This is a genomic window from Mycobacterium sp. NGS26 (assembly GCF_059813025.1).
This window is the reverse complement of record NZ_JCALDU010000003.1, coordinates 103,326-120,829: the sequence shown is the minus strand read 5'-3', so window position 1 is coordinate 120,829 and position 17,504 is coordinate 103,326. Positions and strand designations below refer to the sequence as shown.

Here is a 17,504-nt window from a genome sequence, read left to right as displayed (position 1 = left end):
CTTTCGGCGCGTCAGTGCGACCACGACGGGTCGCGGCCGAGCAGCGCGAGAAGCCTTGCCTGCGCATCGCTTTCGGCGGGCACGGCCACCGGCCCTTTGAACATTCCCGACGAGTGCAAGACCTCCGAATCCGCGGGCAAGTCGGCCAAGAACAGCTCACACCAACCGGGGTCGAGCCGATCGTCGGCCCCCACCGCGCGGGCCAGGTCCCAGCTGTGCACCAACACGTCGCGGGTCAGTTTCGGCATCACCGGTGGCGCCGGGTTGTTATCCATGGCTTCCTTCAGCGCGTCGTAGGTCAGTTGCCACCGCAACTGCGGATCTTCCCGCGGCCGGTCGGGTTTCAAGCCCAGCGGGCGCAACACGAGCACGTCGTGAAAACCGATCACGTGCTCCAGCACCGCGCGGGCGTCCCACTCGTCGCACGGGGAGCGACGCTCCCATCGGCCAGCCGCCGACGCGACGCCCTCGCCGAACCGCCGGCAGACCGCCAGGTGCAGTGCGGCCGCGTCAATCACCGGGCAGCTGCAACGTGAGCTCGACCGGACAGCACAGGGCGCCATGCTGATTGGTCACCTGGATCTCGACGTCGACCAGCCGGCGCGGCGGATCCACCGACGTGTCCTGCCGTTTGGCGACCGCCCGGCCGCGGCCGGTGATGGTGTCGCCGGCGTAGACCGAGCCGGCCAGCCGCAGCGAGCGGCGCACCACGCGACTGCCCGGGCCCGCCCAATCGGTTGCGACGCGGTCGGCGAACCCCGCGAGGTGCATGGTGTTGACGTAAATCGTCGGGTTTCCTTGGCCGCGAGCGTATTCCGGGTCGAAGTGGCCCGGGAAGTAGTCCCATGTTGCCCCGGCGTTCTCCACCACCCGCTGGTAGCTGATGTGGTCGACCACCTCGGGCAGCTCCGCGGGGACGCTGACGTCGTTCCAGTCCAGATCGCCGCTCACGCGGATTCCCCGGGGGTGAACCGGAATAGCGTGTTCCGGCACCTGGCAACGACGGTCCCGTCCTGCCGACGATAGGTCTCCAGCGTTTGGACGAAATGACCAACACCGAGCCGGGTCCGCTTTTCCGGCGACACCGACACCAGTTCCTCGACGACGGTGAGCAGGTCGCCCTCGATGATCGGCTCCGGAAATTCGACGTCGTTGGCCGCGTTGATGAATGTGTTGCCGGGCAAGGGAACCCGAAGCACCATCGACGCCGCCGGCGGTCGGCCCTCCGGTTCCCAGGGCGGGGGTATCAGCCATCCCATCAGCAGGGCCGGCGGGGCCAGCAGGCCTCCCCATCTCCGCCGGGCGAACTCGGCGTCCCAATACGAACGATTGCCGTCGTGAACCGTCGCGGCGAACAGCTGGATGCGCGCGCCGCTGACCGGGGTCCGCGCGGTTCGCGGTTCGCTCGCCGTGCCGACCATTCGCAGCGCATCCTCGTAGGTGCCGAAGGTCAGCTGGTAGCTGAGGTCGGAGTCCACGGAGCGGCGCCGCCTACATGACCAGCGGATGCCGGCTGGGCACCGAATCCCAAGCAAGCGCCCGGGATTCGAAATACCAGCCGCCGCGCTCGTAGATCAGCTTGTCGTGGAGCACCCCGGTCGCCCGCAGCGTCGTGTCGCCGTACATGGTGGCGTACAGCACGGCGACACAGCGCTGTTCGGCGTGGATCCCGTCGATGCGGATCTCGTGATCCACGGTCACCAACCGCTGCCCGTCGCCGCCATCGAAGGCCGCGCGCAGATCGGTGAACACCTCGCCGTCGCGGGTGTAGCTGGCACCGGAATGACGGAACGTCGCGACCCAGCGCTCCCGGTCGCCGTCGGAGTAGGCCCGGTTCTGCCGGGCGGTCAGGTCGAGGATGGCGGCGCGGGCCGTCGCGGCGTGGAGGAACTGTTCTTGTTGATAGGTCAGGGTCATCTTGTTTCTCCAGCCTCTCTGGCGAAATCGCCGGCAAATTGCCTTATGCAAACACTAACTGAACTCAGCGACTAACGACATAACCGTGTGCTTCACGATCCCAGGCAGTGGGGTTCAGGCCCCGAGATCGCAACAAGTCTTTACGTATTCGCCCAATGACGTTCTTCGGCAGTTCATCAACCGTCTCGACGAATCTGGGCACGCAGAAGTACGGCATGCGGGCGGCGCAGAAGTCGAGCAACTCGGCGTAATCCAGTGTGGCGCCCGGGCGCATCGTCACGATCAGCAGAATGTCGTCCTCGCCCAACTCGCTGGGCACCCCGATCGCGGCGGCTTCGGCGACCGCGGGATGGCTCGTGACGACGGTCTCCACCTCGACCGAGGAGACGTTCTCGCCGCGCCTGCGCAGCGAATCCTTGATGCGGTCCACGTATGTCAGGTGCTCGTCGCCGTTGTCGTCCGGGTCGAGCCGGCCGAGATCGCCGGTGCGGAACCATTCCTGGTGCGGCTCGACCCGCAGACCGTGGCTCACGTAGCCCTCGCTCATCACATGCGGATGCCTGGCCCGGCAGGCGATCTCCCCGACGGTGCCGGCGGGCAGCGGGGCGCCGTCGTCATCGACGATGCGCACGTCGAAGTTGGGGTTGGGCCGGCCCGACGTTCCGGGAATCCCTTCCTCGGACACGCTCTTGACGGCGATCGGAAAGGCTTCGGTCATCCCGTACATCGTGACAATGCGGCAGCCGTAACGCTTTTCGATGTCGCGGTAGGAGTCGGCGTCGATGGGCGCCGCCGAGATGAACCGCAGCGGCAGTTGCGCGTCGCGCGGATCGGCGGGCAGGTTCTGCAGCATCGAGACCATCGCGCCGGCGCCGGCGAAGCCGATGGCGCCCTGGGCGCGGACGTCGTCCCACACCTCGCTGGGATGAAATGCCTGCGCCAGCACGGTCGTCCCGCCGACCAGCATCGGCGCCAGCACGCTGGGCGCGGCACTCAGGTGGAACAGCGGCATCGCCGTCCACAGCACCTCCCCCGCGCGAAATTCCCACGCCGCAGCGGCCGTCGCGGCCACCGAGAACAGGTAATGCCACGTCGTGGCAACCGCTTTCGAGGGCCCGGTGGTGCCCGAGGTGTAGAACAGCGCGCCGATGTCCGCCAACCCGGCGGGGCTATCGGCCACCGCGGGATCGGCGCCACGGCTCAACGCGTCGGTGAGCGAATCATCCCGCACCACAACGTCGGTCACCGTGTCCAGCCGGCTCAAAACCTCGTCGACGCGGGGACGTCGCTCGGCATCGGTGAGGATCGCCCGGGCCTGCGACAGGCGGAGGGTGTGCAGCAGGAAGTCGCCGCGGTTCGCGGCGTTGACCGCGGCGCTGATCGCCCCGATGCGCGCGGCGCCCAGCCAGAAGTAGACCCACTCCGGGCAGGTGGCGGTGAACAGCGCCACGCTGTCGCCCCGGCCGACGCCCAATTCGGTCAGCATGTTCGCCGCGGCGCGGGATCGCCGCCGCATTTGCTCGAAGGTCACGTCGACGCCGCCGATCGACATCATCACCCGGTCGGGGTACTGCTCGGCCCGGCGATCCAGCACGGCCGGCACGGTGAAGCGATCGACGCCGAAATCCGACGGCCCCGGCATCAGGCGTCCAGTCAGGCTTTCGACGCCGCCGGGTCGGGCTCACCCTCGGCGGTGTAGCCGAAGTCGGCGGGCGACGGTTGGGGACCCGGGTAGAAGCGGTGCGCCCAGCGGCGAAGGGCCGCGTAGTCGTGCGCCTCCTCGGGCGCCAGGTTCGGCTTCTCCAGGTATTTCATGTTCTCCCAGGTGAAGAAGTCCTGCTTGATGACCTCTTGCTGCAGCGCCAGGAATTTGGCGGCCCGCCCGGTGGGCACGTCGCCGGTGTCACCGGGCTCGCGAACGGAGGCCTGGGTGTAGAAGTAGTCGGTGTAGTCCTCGTCCACCGGCGTCTGCCCGGTGACCTGGATGGTGGCGACCAGCTCGCTGGGGAACCGCACGATACCTAGTCCCAGCGAGTAGTTGTCGTAGATGATCTTGGCGTCGACCGGCCCGTTGGGGGTCAACCAAGTCGACGCGCGGCCGCCGCCGAAATGGGCGTTCACGGTGGCGTGCAGGTGATAACCCGACACCTCGAACGAGGCTGTGGTGGCGGGGTTGGCGGCCTTGTGCACGTATTGCACGTGGTACGGGTCGGCGGCGTTCTCGATGATCATCTGCGGGTGCACCTTGACCCGGTTGAGCATCTGGGTGTGCGGGTGCAGCGGGTAGTACTCGTTGGTTTCCAGTTCGGGCAACACCGGCGGCTGCCAATACGGCGCCCGGCCATGACGTTCGTGCCAGACGACGACGAAGCCGTACCACTCCATGCTCGGATAGGTGCGGATGCGGACGTTGTTCTTGCAGCCGATCTTGCTGTACGGGATCAGCGCGTTGGTGCCGTCGCCGCGCCAGCGCCAGCCGTGCCACGGGCAGACGATGTTCTCGCCCTCCACGGTGCCGCCGACGCCCAGGTTGGCGCCAAGATGCTGACAATAGGCGTCCATGGCGTGCACCCGGCCGGATTCGGTGCGGAACAGCACGAGCTCCTCGCCGAAGTAGTGCACCCGCTTGACCTGACCGGCCTGCAGGTCGGACGCGAAAGCGACGATGAACCACCCCGTCGGGAACCGGTAGGTCGACAGCGCGATGCCGCCCTGCCCGAACTCACGTTCCGACGGGTCTTCGCCCGGCTCGGAAGTCGGGCCTGAAATCGTATCCGTCACGAGTACTCCGTATCCCGCCTCAAACAAGGTGAGCCCAGCGCAACCGGGCCGCCCTTGACACCACCGCGGTTCGACGTCTGGGTCTATTTTTACTATCTTAAGCATTGAACGTCAACGCGGCGCCGGCCGGCCGTCGCGCGGTGTCGAAGGAACCGGGGTTGCAAATGACGGCTGCGGCAGTGGACCTCTCCGATCTTGCCTTGTGGCGCAACGGCTTTCCCGACGAGCTGTTTGCCGAATTGCGGCGCAGCAGGCCGATTTTCCGGCACGGCCTGACCCCCGGTGTCGCCCGGACCGTCCAGCGCGATTTCTGGGTGACCACCAAGCATCGCCACACCGTTCGCCTGCACCGGGACGTCGACTCGTTCACCGCGGTCGACGGCCCGTTGATCCAGCCCGTCGGCATGTTTTCGTCGTACCCGACGATCATCAACATGGACCCGCCGGCGCTGAACAAGCGCCGCAAGCTGATCTCCAACGCCTTCAACCCGCGGGCGATCGCCAAACTCGAGGACGGCATCCGCGCGCGTGCGGCCGGGATGATCAACCGCCTGCTCGCCGGGGGCGGCGGGGACTGGATCGCCGACGTCGCCGACGCGCTGCCGATGACGGTCATCGGCGACATCATCGGCATACCGGAATCCGACCGGCCGCGGATCTTCGATTCCCTGGACCGCATCCTGAAGGCCAACGCGCCGGGGGCGCGGCCGACCCAGCAGGACTACACCGATCTGTACGCCACCGTCTTCGGCTACGCGATGGAGCTCACCGCCGAGAAGCGGCGCAATCCCACCGACGACATCTGGAGCACGCTGGCGTCGGCGGTGATCACCGGCGACGACGGCGAGGAATTCAGCCTGCCGGAAAACGAACTCGAGTTCTTCTTCTTCGTGCTGACGTTCGCCGGCAGCGACACCACCAAGAACGCGATGGCCATCGGGCTGCAGGCGTTCGTGGCCAATCCCGAGCAGATGGAGCGGTATCGCGAACACGAAGACCTGCGACCCAGCGCCGTCGAGGAGGTGCTGCGCTGGGCGTCACCGGTGGCGTACTGGACGCGCACGGCCAAGGTCGACGTGGAGATGGACGGCCAGCACATCCCCCGGGGCGACCGGGTGGTGTCGATGCTGCGGTCGGCCAACCGCGACGAGGAGGTCTTCGAGTCGCCGTTCACGTTCGACATCGGCCGTCAGCCCAACCCGCACGTGGCCTTTGGCGGCGGCGGACCGCACCATTGCCTGGGTGCGATGCTGGCGCGCGCGGAGCTTCGCGCGGTGTTCGACGAGCTGCTGCTGCGCTGCGACGACATCGAAATCGGCCCGGCCAAGGTCACTTACCCGAACCTGACCACCAACATGTCGATCTACGACGAGATGTCGATATCGCTCACCGAGCGCTAGTCAGTCGATCAGCCGCAGCGCCGCCTTCGGGCACTGTTCCACCGCGGCGCGGACGTCGATCTCGCGGTCCGGCGGCACCGGGCCGTCCGCGATCTGCACCACGTCCGCGTCGCCCAGCTCGAAGATGTCCGGGGCGATCGATTCGCAGAACCCGTTGGCCTCACAGAGTGATTCGTCGACGGTTACTCGCATCGGCTGCTCCTCAGGGTTGCCATTCGTTCATGCTATCCGCGACGGTACGCGTGGGGAGCGGTGCTGCGGGTCAGTCGTTGCTCTTCCAGATCGACTGGCCGGTGTTGGGATCCCGGCCGCAGATCAACGGAAACCCGTCGGGCGATTGAGCGGTGGCGTCGACGCCGGGGCATGTCTCGCCCGCGCTGTGCACGCCCCGCAGCGGCGCGGCCATCGCCCAGTGGCCCTGGATGCAGATCATGGTTTGCCGGTTGGCGTCAAGGCCGAACAGGTAGCGGCCGTTGCTGCTGCACGGCGCCTGGGGGGTCACGTTGTAGCGCAGGTACGGAACACAGTCCGCGCTGTTGCATTGATCGGCCGTTGCGCCGGCGGAGAAGACCAGCGATGTCGCGGGCACAAGGGCGGCCGCCGCCACCGCCATGAACATGCGTTTCATCGCCTGACGGTAGCAACTTCGCCGGGCCGATCGTGCTGGTTTCGGGCAACAAACCTCAGGGCGGCCGTGCGGTTTGCTGTCCCCCGCTCACAGCCCTTTGGGTCTCGTCCCGATCACTGCCGCCGCGCTCAGCCGCGCGAGCTCCGCGTCGGTCAGCCCGCACAGGTCGCACAGTATCTCCTCATTGTGTTCGCCCAGCCTCGGCGGTGGACGCCGCAGCCACCGCTCCTGGCCGGCCAGCGCGGCGAACGGTGGGCACGGGTAGAGCCCGGGCCCGGTGCTCGGATGGTCCAGCGCCTCGAAGAATCCCCTGTCACGCAGCTGCGGGTTCTCGGTGACCAGCGACGGCGACACCACGGGCGCGACGGGAATGCCCGCGCCGGCCAGCCGCTCCACCGTCGATGCGAGCGGCCGCCCGGCGAACCACTCCGCCAGCCGGCAATCGATTTCGTCGGCGCGCTCGCGCCGCCCGGCCACCGTGCACAGGTGCTCGTCGCACCAGGCGGGCCGATCCATCAGATCGACCAGGGCGCGCCACTGCCGGTCGTCCTGCACGGTGACCGCGATCCAGTCGTCCGGGCCGGCGCAGCGGTAAAGGTTCTGGGTCACGTCGCAGTGACCGCGGTTGCCGCGCCGGCCCAGCGTTTTCCCGAACACCTCGCATTCGATCGCCTGTATCGCGGTGGCGTTCAACACCGTTTCCAGCATCGGCAGCTCGAGCAGCTGCCCGGTTCCGGTGCGCTCGGCGAAGTTCAGCGCGGCCAGCACGGCGAAGGCGGCGTGCACGCCGGCCAGCGGGTCGCAGGCGCCGCGCGGCGTGACCGGCGGGGCGTCCGGCAGCCCGGTCACCCAGGCCAGGCCGGCGATCTGCTCCATGGTGGGGGCGAATCCGACCCGGTCGCGCCACGGGCCGGTCAGCCCGAACGCGGGCATCCGCGCGACGACGAGGCGGGGGTTGACCTCCAGCAGCACATCGGCGGTCAACCCGAAATGGTCCATCACCCGCGGCGAGAAGTTCTCGATCACCACGTCGGCGCCGGCGGCCAGCTTCTTGAAAAGGCGGCGCCCGTCGTCGGAGCCCAAATCCAGTGTGACCGAACGCTTGTTGGTGTTCATCGCGTGGAACACCCAGCCGTACTCCCACCAGTCGTCCACGTCGGTGCGCATCCCACCCGAGTAGCGAATGCCGTCGGGCCGCTGTATCGACTCCACCTTGACGACGTCGGCGCCGAAGGCGGCCAGCAGATGGGTTGCGGCCGGCCCGGCCCAGAACGCGGTCAGGTCGACGATGCGGACCCCCTCGAGGGGCCGCGTCGGCGGCGCCGTCGCCTCCTCGGGTTCGCTTTTCCGCCAAGGTGATTCGTCGTTGTCCGCCCCGACGGGAGCGGTGCGGCCCGACGGCGCGGGCGCACACGCCGACATCAGCCACGGCGGACGCGGCTGGTGAAAGCCCGCGGGGTTGCGCACGAACACCCCCCGCTGCCGCACGTACTCGAGGTCTCGGATGGTGGAGCCGTTGCCCAACGCCGCGATGGGCAGCCGGAACAGCTGCCCGAGTTCGACGATCTCGTCGACGGTCCGCTGCGCCAGCCACGGGTGAATCTGCTCGCGGATCAGGTCGCGGTATTCCCAGCGGCCGATCTGAAAACGCAGCTGCTCGATCTCCTCGAGCTGCGGGCATTCGACCATCGCCACGAAGTCGAGCCACTGCTGACCGGTGACCATGGTGATCCCGACGTAGCCGTCCTTGGCCGGCTCTATCGACGGCACCTCGGTGGTGCGGCTGATCGGCGGCACCCGCAGCAGCTGGGAGTGCAGCCATTCGCTGCTTTGCATCGCGGTGATCGCCTCGAGCATGGACAAATCGAGGTGCTCGCCGGGACCGCGGCGCTCGACGCGGCGGCGCACCGCCAGCGCGCCGAACGCGGCGAACACGCCGCCCATGTATTCGCCGAGGTCGCCGCCGATCGAAATGGGCGGTCCGGCGGGGTCGCCGCGGAAGCCCGGCGAGCCGGCCCACGCCTGCAGGGTGAACTCGCTGGCCGCGCGGTCGGCGTACGGTCCGGTCCAGCCGAAGTCGGAGATGGTGACGATGACCGCCCGCGGTGAATCGGCCAGCAGCCGGCGCGGGTCGATCCCGAGCGCCGCCGCCCGCGTGCGGCCGGCGGTGACGACGATGATGTCGGCGCCCGCCAGCTCGGCGGCATACCGTTCGGCATCGTCGCCGATGGTCATGCTGCGCTTGCCCGCGTTGAGGTAGCTGTAGAACGGCGATGTTGCGCCGTCGGGCACCGGCGAGCCGGCGGCGGAGTATCGACGCAGCGAATCCCCTTGCGGCGGTTCGATTTTGCGTACCTGCGCCCCCGCGTCGACCAACAGCTTGCCGCAGTAGGCGCCGGCTATCCGGTCGCTGATCTCGACGACGCGCAACTCGTGAAGCGGTGTCGGCCGGCTGTCGGATCCGCGACTCACCCAGCTATTTATACCATTACTGCTAAAATAGCTAAGCCACTTGACTTGCGAGGATTGGATGACCGCCCTGGGTATTGGCCCCGATGCCCGCCGCCGTTTGTCGGCGCCGAGGATCGCCGAAATCGTAGCCGACGAGTTGCGCCGCCAGATCATCGACGGCGAGCTCGCCGACGGCGATCTGCTACCCCGCCAAGAGGTGCTGGTCGAACAGTTCAACGTCAGCCTGGTCTCGTTGCGGGAAGCCCTGCGGATCCTGGAAACCGAGGGGCTGGTCTCGGTCCGGCGCGGCAACCGGGGCGGCGCCGTCGTGCACGCGCCGGCGAAGACCAGCGCGGCCTACATGCTCGGCCTGCTGTTGCAGAGCGAATCGGTTGAGGTGGCCGACCTGGGCATGGCGTTGCGGGAACTCGAGCCGGCCTGCGCCGCGCTGGCGGCCCAGCGGCCCGACCGGGCGGACACCCTGGTGCCGGAGCTCACGCGCGTCAACGATTCGATGGCCGAGCACCTCGACGACGGCCGGCTCTTCACCGAAATCGGCCGCCAATTCCACGATCTCATCGTCCACGGCTGCGGAAACCACACCATCATCGCGGTCGTCGGCAGCCTGGAGACGCTGTGGACCAGCCACGAACAACGATGGGCCGACGAAAGCTCCGCGCGCGGCACCTACCCGTCGCTGGCGCAGCGCCGCGCGGTGCTCAGCACGCACATCAAGCTGACCGAGACGATCGCGGAGGGCGACGTCGACCGGGCCCGCCGCATCGCCGGCCGCCACCTCGCCGACACCCAGACCTATGTGCTGGCCGGCCGGCCCGATCAGCGGATCTATGCGCTTTCGCCGCAGGCGCTGTCACGTTCGGGGTCGCGCCCGCGGGACATCCGGCAATCCTGAGCGACGACCTGCAACGCCCATGCGAACCGCACTGGTCACCGGCGGCAGCGGCGGAATCGGCAAGGGGTGCGGTCGCAAGCTGTGCGAGCTGGGTTACGACGTGGTGCTGGCGGCGCGACGCGAAGCCCCGCTGCGCGCGGCCGCCGAGGAGCTCGGCGCCCGTCACATCGTGGCGGACGCGTCGGATCCGGACGGATTTTCTTCCGCGATAAGCACATTGGAGGCGATCGATCTCGTCGTCCACGCCGCCGGCACGCTGGGCGGAACCTACGCGCGCAAGCAGACTTTCGAGCAGTGGCGCACGATCATGTCGGCCAACCTGGATTCGTGCTTTGTGGTGACGTCTGCCGCGCTGCCCCGGATGCGGGCGGGCTCGCGGTTCGTGTTCATCTCGTCGTCGGCGGCGCACGAGCCGATGATGGCCCGCACCGCCTACTCCGCGTCGAAGGCCGGCATGAACGCGTTCGCCCGCGCGCTGGCGCTCGAGGTCGATCGCGACGGCATCGCCGTGCACATCGTCACGCCCGGCCCGGTGGAAACCGAGATGCTGCAGGACGTTCCGTTCGAGATGTACGCGATTCGGGTGTCCGACGTCGCCGAGGCGGTCGCGTGGCTGGACACCGTCGACCCGTCGGTCGACCTGCCGGAGATACGGCTTTCCGCGGTGCAGCGCGGCCCGTATGCCCGGCCGCCGGTGGTGCCTACCGAGGCGCGGCGGCGGCGCCAGGGAAAGCCTTGATCACCGATTCGCCGAACTCGTGCAGCGAATCGGGGACGGCGAAGTCGGCGAACCACACGTAGAAGCGCTCGACCCGCTGGGCGGCCAGATCCGCGAAGTGCCGGATCAGCTCGTCGGCGTCCCCGCACACCAGCCCCGAGCCCAGGTTGCCGAATCGCCGGGTGCTCACGTCGCGGACGGTGTTCGGGTCGCCGCCCGACCGGACGAAGCCCACCATCTGCTGGATCGAGACCCGGGCGTTGCCCGCCGCGGCGGCCAGCTTGGGCAACCTGTCCAGGTGGTTTGCCGGTAGGTTCCACCAATCCGCTTGTCTGCGAACGAGTTCCATCATCCGGGGCCCGGTGCCGCCGAGCACCAGCGGGATCGGATGGGACCGTCGCGGCAGCTGAACCGGGCCGGCGTCGTCGCCGCCGTCGCCCCAGTACTGCCGTATCAGGGCCAGGTGAGCCCCGAGTTGCTGCACCCGGGCCACCGGATCCTGCTGGCCGACATCGAATCTGGCGAACTCGGCGGGCCAGGACCCCGCGCCGAGGCCGAGATCGAACCGGCCCTCGGACGCGTCCGACAAGGTGACGGCTTGCTTGGCGAGCACGGCCGGGTGCCGGAAGGCGTCGCACAAAACCAGGTGGCCGATGCGCAGCCGCTTCGTCTTGGCCGCCACCCAGGTGGCAATGCCCATTGCCTCCCAGATGTTTTCGTCGGGCAGCCCGGGCGCCTCGAGGTGGTCGATGAACGCGATCCCGTCGAAGCCGCTGGCCTCGGCGTGGCGCGCCCGTTTGGCGATGTCGGCCGCCGACAGCCTCACCTGCGGCAGGAACAGATACCACTCGACCATGCGCCACCTATGCATCGATTGCGACAGCGTCGCTAGTTTACTATTTTTATTATGTTAGGGGTCTTATGGATGTCGGTCTGACTTCGGAGCAGTTGTCGCTGCGCGACACTGTGCGCGACATCCTGCGCACCGAGTGCCCGCCCGACGCCGCCCGCCAAGCGATGACCGACCCGGAACGCTGGCGAACGCTGTGGAAGACGGTCGTCGGCCTCGGCTGGACCGAGCTTGCCGCACCCGACGCGACCGGCGACTACGGACCCGTCGAGCTCGCGGTGGTCCTCGAGGAGTGCGGCGCCGCGATCGCGCCGATCCCGTTGCTGAGCAGCGTCGGCCTGGCCGCGGGCGCCCTGCGCGGGTGTGGCCTCGACTCGGTGCTCGCCGACATCGCCGGCGGCGTGGTCGCCACCCTGGCGGTGCACTCCCCCGGGCGCCGGCTGCCCGGGGCGCCGATGACGCTGCGGCGCGGGCGGCTGCGCGGGCGGGCGATCGCGGTCCCCAACCTGCCCCGGGCGGAGCTGATCGTCACGCTGGCCAGGTCCGACGACGGCGTCGTGGCGGCCGTGGCGCGCTGCGGCGACGGGGTGACGCCGGTTCCGGCGGAGTCGACCGACCCCGCCCAGCCGGTGGCCGACGTGGAGATCGACGTCGAGCCGATGGCGACCGCGCGGGTGGGCGTCGGGTCGGCGTTGACCGCGCCGCTGGTCGCCGCCGCCGCCGACCTGGTCGGCGTGGCGAGCGCGGCCCTGCACCGATCCGTCGAGCACGCGAAGGCACGCCGCCAGTTCGGCACCCCGATCGGGGCCTTCCAGGGGATCAAACACGCGCTCGCCGACAACTACGTCGGCCTGGAACGCGCGCGCAGCCTCACCTACGCCGCCGCGGCCCGGCTCGGCGACGCCACCGCCGCACCCGCGGATGCCTGGACCGCCGCGGCGCTGGCCAAGGCCGCCGCCGGCGACGCGGCGGCCAATTGCGCGCGCACCGCGGTCCAGGTGCACGGCGCGCTGGCGCAGACCTGGGAGCACGACGCTCACCTCTACGTGCGGCACGCCTGGCAGGGCGCCGCGCTACTGGGGGACAGTCGCGCGCTGTATCACGCGGTGGGCCACCGCTTCGCGGGGGGCGCGGCGTGACCAGCGGGGTAAGCACTCGATCCGAGGTGGTCGCCGAGTTCGCGGCCTGGTTGGCGGCATTCCTGCCGGACGACTACTACGAGAACTACCGGCGCTACCGCTGGGACCTCACGCTGCGGCGCGACTATCAGCGGGCCGCGTTCGAGGCCGGCTGGATACAACCGACCTGGCCGCGCGAGCACGGCGGCCGGTCGCTGGGCCTGCGCGATGCGATGGAGGTGCGGCTGGAAGGGGCGATGCGCTCGGCGCCCAAGCTGCCCAACATCGCGGGCCCCAACGTCGCCGCGCCCGGCATCCGTCAGTTCGGCACGCCCGCCCAGATCGAGCGCCTGCTCGTTCCCCTGCTGCGCGGCGACGAATGGTGGGCGCTGGGCATGTCCGAGCCGGAAGCCGGGTCGGACTTCGCCGGCCTGCGCACCCGCGCCGAACGCGACAACGACGTGTTCCGGGTCAACGGCCACAAGATCTGGACCACCCAGGCGCACGAGTCGCGATGGTGCACCCTGTACGCCCGCACCGATCCGGACGCGCCGAAACACCGCGGCATCTCCTGCCTGATCCTCGACCTGCACTCGCCCGGGGTCCGCATCGAACCCATCCGGATGGCGTCGATCTCCGACGAGACGTTCTGCGAGGTCTTCCTCGACGACGTCGCGGTGCCCGCGGAAAACCTGCTGGGGCCGCTCAATGGCGGCTGGAACGTCGCGCTGTCCTCGCTGCAGCACGAGCGCCAGATGATCTGGATCATGAACTGGGTCGAGATCAAGCGCGGCCTCGACTCGGTCCGCGGCACCCACGACGACGACATCTACGCCGAGCTCGGCTCGCTGCTCGCCGACGCCGAGGCGCTGCGCGCCACCGGCTACCGCGCGCTGGGCAACGAACTGGCGGGACGGCCCAGCCCGGAGGCAGACATCCTGAAGTTGCTCGGGTCGGTTACCCTGCAACGTGTTTGGGAGCTCAGCGCCGCCGCGGCGGGTCCGCGTTCCGCGGGCGACCCGGACCTGCTCTTCGAACGCCAGGATGCGCTGGCGGCGACCATCTACGGCGGGACGTCGGAGGTTCAGCGCAACATCATCGCCGAGCGGCTGCTCGGGCTGCCGAAGGGATGACCACGATGGACTATGACCTCGGCGACGATGCCGGCCAACTGCGAAACCACCTGCGGGAGCTGATCGCCAACCATATCCCCGCCGACTTTCTGGGCGCCTGCACCGAGAACCCGCAGGATCTCGCCACCACCGAGACGTTCTGCAAGCTGCTGGCCTCCGAGGGGCTGCTGGCGCTGGCCTGGCCGAAAGAGCATGGCGGCGGCGGTGGTTCGGTGTGGCAGCAGACGGTGCTGCGCGAAGAGATGTGGGCCCAGCACGAGCCCCGCGGCCCGCAGTACATGGGCATCAACTGGGTCGGGCCGGCACTCATGCGCTACGGGACCGCGGAACAGAAGGCCAAGCACCTGGCGGCCATCGCCTCCGGGGACGTGATCTGGTGCCAGGGCTTTTCCGAACCCGAGGCCGGGACCGACCTCGCCTCGCTGCGCACCCGCGCCGTGCGCGACGGCGACGGCTGGCGCATCACCGGCCAGAAGGTGTGGACATCGTACGCGCAGATGGCGTCCTGGTGCGTGCTGGCGGCGTGCACAGACCCTGAGGCCCCAAAACCCAAGCGGCTCACCCTTTTTCTGATCCCGATGGACCGGCCCGGTTTCACCGTCAGGCCGATCGGTTCGATGCTGGGACCGCACCACCTCAACGAGATGTTCCTGGACGACGTGCCGGCGTTCCCCGGCGACGTCCTGGGCGAGGTCGGCGACGGCTGGCGGGTGATGCGCGAGGCGCTGGCCTTCGAGCGGGTGGGCATCGCGCGCTACGCGCGCTGCGAATCGCTGCTGGAGCGGATGCGCGCCGAACTCGGCGACGACTGGAACGGGCTGCCCGAATCGATTCGCGCCCGCTGGGTGCGGGCGCTCGTCGACCTGCGGGTGGCCCGGATGCTGGCCTACCGGGCGGTGTCGCTGCAGGACGATCCGGCGGCGGGCGCGGCCGCCAGCGCCGCCCGGATCGCCACCACGACCTGCGACCAGCAGGTCGCCGAGCTGCTCTTCGACGTGCTGGGTCCGACGGCGCTGGACAGCGGCACCGGCGCACCGTTGCACGGGGCGATCGAAGACCATTGGCGCTACGCACAGGCCGCCACCGTGGCGTCGGGCACCATCGAAGTGCAGAAGATGCTGGTGGCGCGGGACGTATTGGGAGGGCACCGGTGAAAACCGATCTGCCACAAGACATCAGCGACTTCGCCGCCGTCGCCACCAAGCGGCTCACCCGGTTGGGCGGGCCGCCCGCGGCGCTGCGCGCCGAGGCCGACGACCAGGTTAGGCAGTCGGCGCGCGCGGCCCTGAGCGAGGTCGGCGCGTTCGAGCTCGACGTCCGCTCGTCGGCCGACGACCTGTTGGCCGCCGCGGTGCTCTGCCAGGCCGCCGGCGCGACGGCGCTGCCCTACCCCCTCGTCGAGGAGTTGCTGGCGATCGACGGCGCCCGGCTGGCCCTGGTCAACCCGGCGGCGCCGCGCATCGATCACGGCGACCTGCCCGGCGACTGGATCGCCGCCGACGTGGACGGCAACCGCTACCACCCGCGGCCCGGGTCGCGCACCAACGCCAAATTGGGGCCGTTCCTGGTGCCGGCCACGCTGAGCGCCCCCGACGGAACCGTCCCGGCCGCCGACGTTAACCTTCATCTCGTGCTGGGATCATGGCGGATTCTGGGAGCTGTGCAGCAATCGCTGCAGATCGTCACCGAACACGTGCGCGCCCGCGTTCAGTTCGGCAAGCCGCTGGCGGACTTCCAGGCGGTCAGGTTCGCCGTCGCGGATGCCGCCGTCGCGGTGCGCGGGCTGCACGAGCTCGCCAAATTCACCGTCTCCCGCCCGGAATCGGCGGCACCGCAAGTCCGTTCGGCCGACGCGCTCGTCCTTCGGCTCAAGGCGGCCGACACCGCGCGGCAGGTGCTGCGCACGTCTCACCAGCTGCTCGGCGCCCTGGGCTTTTGCGACGAGTCCGACGTCAGCGTGCTCGACCGGCACACCCAGCCGCTGATCCGGTTGCCGCTGAGCACCGAGGAACTGGCGCTGCGGCTCATCCCCGGCGTGCCCGACGGCTCGCTGGAGACACTGTTCAGCCAGCCCGTCTCGGCATGAGCACCCAACCCGTCGCGCCCTCGGCCACGCCGAACCCGTTGGAGGACGGCATCCCGTTCGGCACCAAGCTGGCGCGGCTGGCCGCCGAACGGCGCGACGACCCGGCGGTGACCGTCGTCGCGCTCGACGGCCGCGCGCAATCGCTGACCTTCGGCGAGCTCGACGCGCGCGCGAACCAATGGGGGCGGGCGTTGGCCGGCGCTGGCGCCGAGACGGGTTCCCTTGTGGCACTGGCCATCCCGAACTCGCAGCACCTGGTGCTGGCCGCGCTGGGCTGCTGGAAGATCGGCGCGGTTCCCGTCCCCATGCACTGGGATCTGCCCGATTGGGAGCGCGACCGGGTGCGCGACGTGATCGAGCCCGCGGTCGTCGTCGACGAGAGGAGCCGGTGGGAGTTGGATGCGCACGCGGCCCGCGAATCCGATGGCCCGCTGCCCGAGGCCGTTTCCCCCAACGCCAACGGGATCTGCAGCAGCGGTTCGACCGGCGTGCCGAAGGTGATACTGAGCCTGGCGCCGTCGCTGTGGACGCCGCAGCACGGCGAGCCGTTCCTGTCGAACTGGACACCGGTCCCCCAGCCCCAGACGATCATGGTGCCCGCCCCGATGTACCACACCAACGGCTTCGCCACCTTTTTCTTCCTGCTCGCCGGCGACCACCTGGTGGTGCTCGAAAAGTTCGACGCCGCACTGGTTCTGGACGTGATCGAGCGCTACCGGATCACCAACTTCACGGCCACGCCCACCATGCTGGCGCGCATCGCGGCGCGCCCCGACGTCCGGCAGCGCGACCTGTCCAGCATCGTGTTCGTCCTGCAGGGCGCCGCGGTGATGCCGCCGTCGCTGATGCAGACCTGGTTCGAGCTGCTGGGCCCCGAGCGGATCGTGACGGCGTACGGCATGACCGAGAACCTCGGCCTCACCGCGCTGCGTGGCGACGAGTGGCTCGCCCATCCGGGCAGCGTCGGCCGCGGCTTTCGCGACACCGAGATCCGGATCCTGGACGCCGACAAGAAACCGGTCGGCCCCGGCGAGCACGGAGAGGTCTATCTGCGCGCGCCGATGAGCGCGGGATCCCGCTATCTGGGCGGGGCGCCGCCGCTGCCGTCGACCGACGACGGCTTCGTCTCCGCCGGCGACATGGGTTACCTGGACGACGACGGCTACCTCTACATCGTCGACCGCCGCGTCGACATGATCATCACCGGCGGCGCCAATGTCTTTCCCGCCGAGGTGGAGTCGGCGCTCGCGGGCCACCCGGGCATCGCCGACGTCGTGGTCATCGGGCTTTCCGATCCGCAATGGGGACGCCGGGTGCACGCCGTCGTGCAACGCGCCGACTCCCATGGGCCGGACGCGCTCACCGAGCAGCAGGTGATCGAATACGCCAAGAGTCGGCTTGCCCACTACAAGGCGCCCAAGACCGTCGAGTTCGTCGACGCGATCCCGCGCACGGCGGCGACCAAGGTCAACCGCTCGGCGATGATCGAGGCCCGCGGCGGGTAGGCGG

The 17,504-nt window shown here is 69.3% G+C and carries 18 protein-coding genes; 8 read left to right on the top strand and 10 right to left on the bottom strand.

Annotated features, from left to right (window positions below; translation table 11 throughout):
• Nucleotides 1–11: 11 nt before the first annotated feature.
• The 6 genes from AC5Y6X_RS11590 to AC5Y6X_RS11565 form a co-directional block, all read right to left on the bottom strand.
• Nucleotides 12–518 carry a DinB family protein gene (locus tag AC5Y6X_RS11590; RefSeq protein ID WP_324676073.1) on the bottom strand — a complete coding sequence of 169 codons (507 nt, stop codon included), beginning with the start codon at nucleotides 516–518 and terminating at the stop codon, nucleotides 12–14.
• Nucleotides 511–951 (bottom strand): MaoC family dehydratase, encoded by a 441-nt coding sequence (locus tag AC5Y6X_RS11585; RefSeq protein ID WP_324676075.1) that lies wholly within the window; start codon nucleotides 949–951, stop codon nucleotides 511–513. The genes AC5Y6X_RS11590 and AC5Y6X_RS11585 overlap by 8 nt, the downstream gene beginning before the upstream one ends.
• The gene (locus tag AC5Y6X_RS11580; RefSeq protein WP_324676652.1) at nucleotides 948–1,421 is read right to left on the bottom strand and encodes an FAS1-like dehydratase domain-containing protein; all 474 of its coding nucleotides are present in this window, start codon (nucleotides 1,419–1,421) and stop codon (nucleotides 948–950) included. The genes AC5Y6X_RS11585 and AC5Y6X_RS11580 overlap by 4 nt, the downstream gene beginning before the upstream one ends.
• Before the next feature lie 70 nt (nucleotides 1,422–1,491).
• Nucleotides 1,492–1,917: a nuclear transport factor 2 family protein gene (locus AC5Y6X_RS11575; RefSeq protein ID WP_324676076.1), complete on the bottom strand. Its 426-nt coding sequence runs from the start codon at nucleotides 1,915–1,917 to the stop codon at nucleotides 1,492–1,494.
• 64 nt (nucleotides 1,918–1,981) lie between these two features.
• A complete protein-coding gene (locus AC5Y6X_RS11570; RefSeq protein WP_324676077.1) occupies nucleotides 1,982–3,559 on the bottom strand; it encodes an AMP-binding protein in 1,578 nt (525 codons plus the stop codon).
• 11 nt (nucleotides 3,560–3,570) lie between these two features.
• A complete protein-coding gene (locus AC5Y6X_RS11565) occupies nucleotides 3,571–4,698 on the bottom strand; it encodes an aromatic ring-hydroxylating oxygenase subunit alpha (RefSeq protein ID WP_324676079.1) in 1,128 nt (375 codons plus the stop codon).
• A 104-nt stretch (nucleotides 4,699–4,802) separates the two neighbouring features.
• Here AC5Y6X_RS11565 and AC5Y6X_RS11560 point away from each other — a divergent pair, with 104 nt between their 5' ends.
• The gene (locus tag AC5Y6X_RS11560) at nucleotides 4,803–6,098 is read left to right on the top strand and encodes a cytochrome P450 (RefSeq protein WP_420715853.1); all 1,296 of its coding nucleotides are present in this window, start codon (nucleotides 4,803–4,805) and stop codon (nucleotides 6,096–6,098) included.
• On the opposite strand, the gene AC5Y6X_RS11555 is transcribed toward AC5Y6X_RS11560, so the two are convergent.
• The 3 genes from AC5Y6X_RS11555 to AC5Y6X_RS11545 form a co-directional block, all read right to left on the bottom strand.
• Complete coding sequence (locus AC5Y6X_RS11555; RefSeq protein WP_324676083.1) at nucleotides 6,099–6,290, bottom strand: ferredoxin; 192 nt, start codon at nucleotides 6,288–6,290, stop codon at nucleotides 6,099–6,101.
• A 70-nt stretch (nucleotides 6,291–6,360) separates the two neighbouring features.
• Nucleotides 6,361–6,726 (bottom strand): hypothetical protein, encoded by a 366-nt coding sequence (locus AC5Y6X_RS11550; RefSeq protein WP_324676084.1) that lies wholly within the window; start codon nucleotides 6,724–6,726, stop codon nucleotides 6,361–6,363.
• An 87-nt stretch (nucleotides 6,727–6,813) separates the two neighbouring features.
• Nucleotides 6,814–9,198, bottom strand: coding sequence for a CaiB/BaiF CoA-transferase family protein (locus AC5Y6X_RS11545; RefSeq protein WP_420715854.1), 2,385 nt, complete (start codon nucleotides 9,196–9,198; stop codon nucleotides 6,814–6,816).
• A 58-nt stretch (nucleotides 9,199–9,256) separates the two neighbouring features.
• Between AC5Y6X_RS11545 and AC5Y6X_RS11540 the strand changes: the two genes are divergently transcribed.
• Both AC5Y6X_RS11540 and AC5Y6X_RS11535 read left to right on the top strand, forming a co-directional pair.
• Nucleotides 9,257–10,090 (top strand): FadR/GntR family transcriptional regulator, encoded by an 834-nt coding sequence (locus tag AC5Y6X_RS11540; RefSeq protein ID WP_324676085.1) that lies wholly within the window; start codon nucleotides 9,257–9,259, stop codon nucleotides 10,088–10,090.
• 19 nt (nucleotides 10,091–10,109) lie between these two features.
• Entirely contained in the window at nucleotides 10,110–10,829 is a 720-nt protein-coding gene (locus AC5Y6X_RS11535; protein ID WP_499986597.1) for an SDR family oxidoreductase, read from the top strand.
• On the opposite strand, the gene AC5Y6X_RS11530 is transcribed toward AC5Y6X_RS11535, so the two are convergent.
• Complete coding sequence (locus AC5Y6X_RS11530) at nucleotides 10,792–11,664, bottom strand: LLM class flavin-dependent oxidoreductase (RefSeq protein WP_499986596.1); 873 nt, start codon at nucleotides 11,662–11,664, stop codon at nucleotides 10,792–10,794. The genes AC5Y6X_RS11535 and AC5Y6X_RS11530 overlap by 38 nt on opposite strands.
• 65 nt (nucleotides 11,665–11,729) lie before the next feature.
• On the opposite strand from AC5Y6X_RS11530, the gene AC5Y6X_RS11525 reads away from it, so the two are divergent.
• Genes AC5Y6X_RS11525 through AC5Y6X_RS11505 form a run of 5 tightly spaced genes read left to right on the top strand, consistent with a single transcriptional unit; the run spans nucleotide 11,730 to nucleotide 17,500 of the window.
• Nucleotides 11,730–12,797, top strand: coding sequence for an acyl-CoA dehydrogenase family protein (locus AC5Y6X_RS11525; protein ID WP_499986595.1), 1,068 nt, complete (start codon nucleotides 11,730–11,732; stop codon nucleotides 12,795–12,797).
• Between the two features lie 26 nt (nucleotides 12,798–12,823).
• Entirely contained in the window at nucleotides 12,824–13,909 is a 1,086-nt protein-coding gene (locus AC5Y6X_RS11520) for an acyl-CoA dehydrogenase family protein (RefSeq protein ID WP_499987032.1), read from the top strand.
• Nucleotides 13,906–15,063, top strand: a complete 1,158-nt coding sequence (locus AC5Y6X_RS11515) for an acyl-CoA dehydrogenase family protein (protein ID WP_499986593.1) — start codon at nucleotides 13,906–13,908, stop codon at nucleotides 15,061–15,063. Before AC5Y6X_RS11520 ends, AC5Y6X_RS11515 begins: the two co-directional genes overlap by 4 nt.
• Complete coding sequence (locus AC5Y6X_RS11510; protein ID WP_499986592.1) at nucleotides 15,060–15,995, top strand: acyl-CoA dehydrogenase family protein; 936 nt, start codon at nucleotides 15,060–15,062, stop codon at nucleotides 15,993–15,995. The genes AC5Y6X_RS11515 and AC5Y6X_RS11510 overlap by 4 nt, the downstream gene beginning before the upstream one ends.
• Entirely contained in the window at nucleotides 15,992–17,500 is a 1,509-nt protein-coding gene (locus tag AC5Y6X_RS11505) for a class I adenylate-forming enzyme family protein (RefSeq protein WP_499986591.1), read from the top strand. The genes AC5Y6X_RS11510 and AC5Y6X_RS11505 overlap by 4 nt, the downstream gene beginning before the upstream one ends.
• Nucleotides 17,501–17,504: the final 4 nt, after the last annotated feature.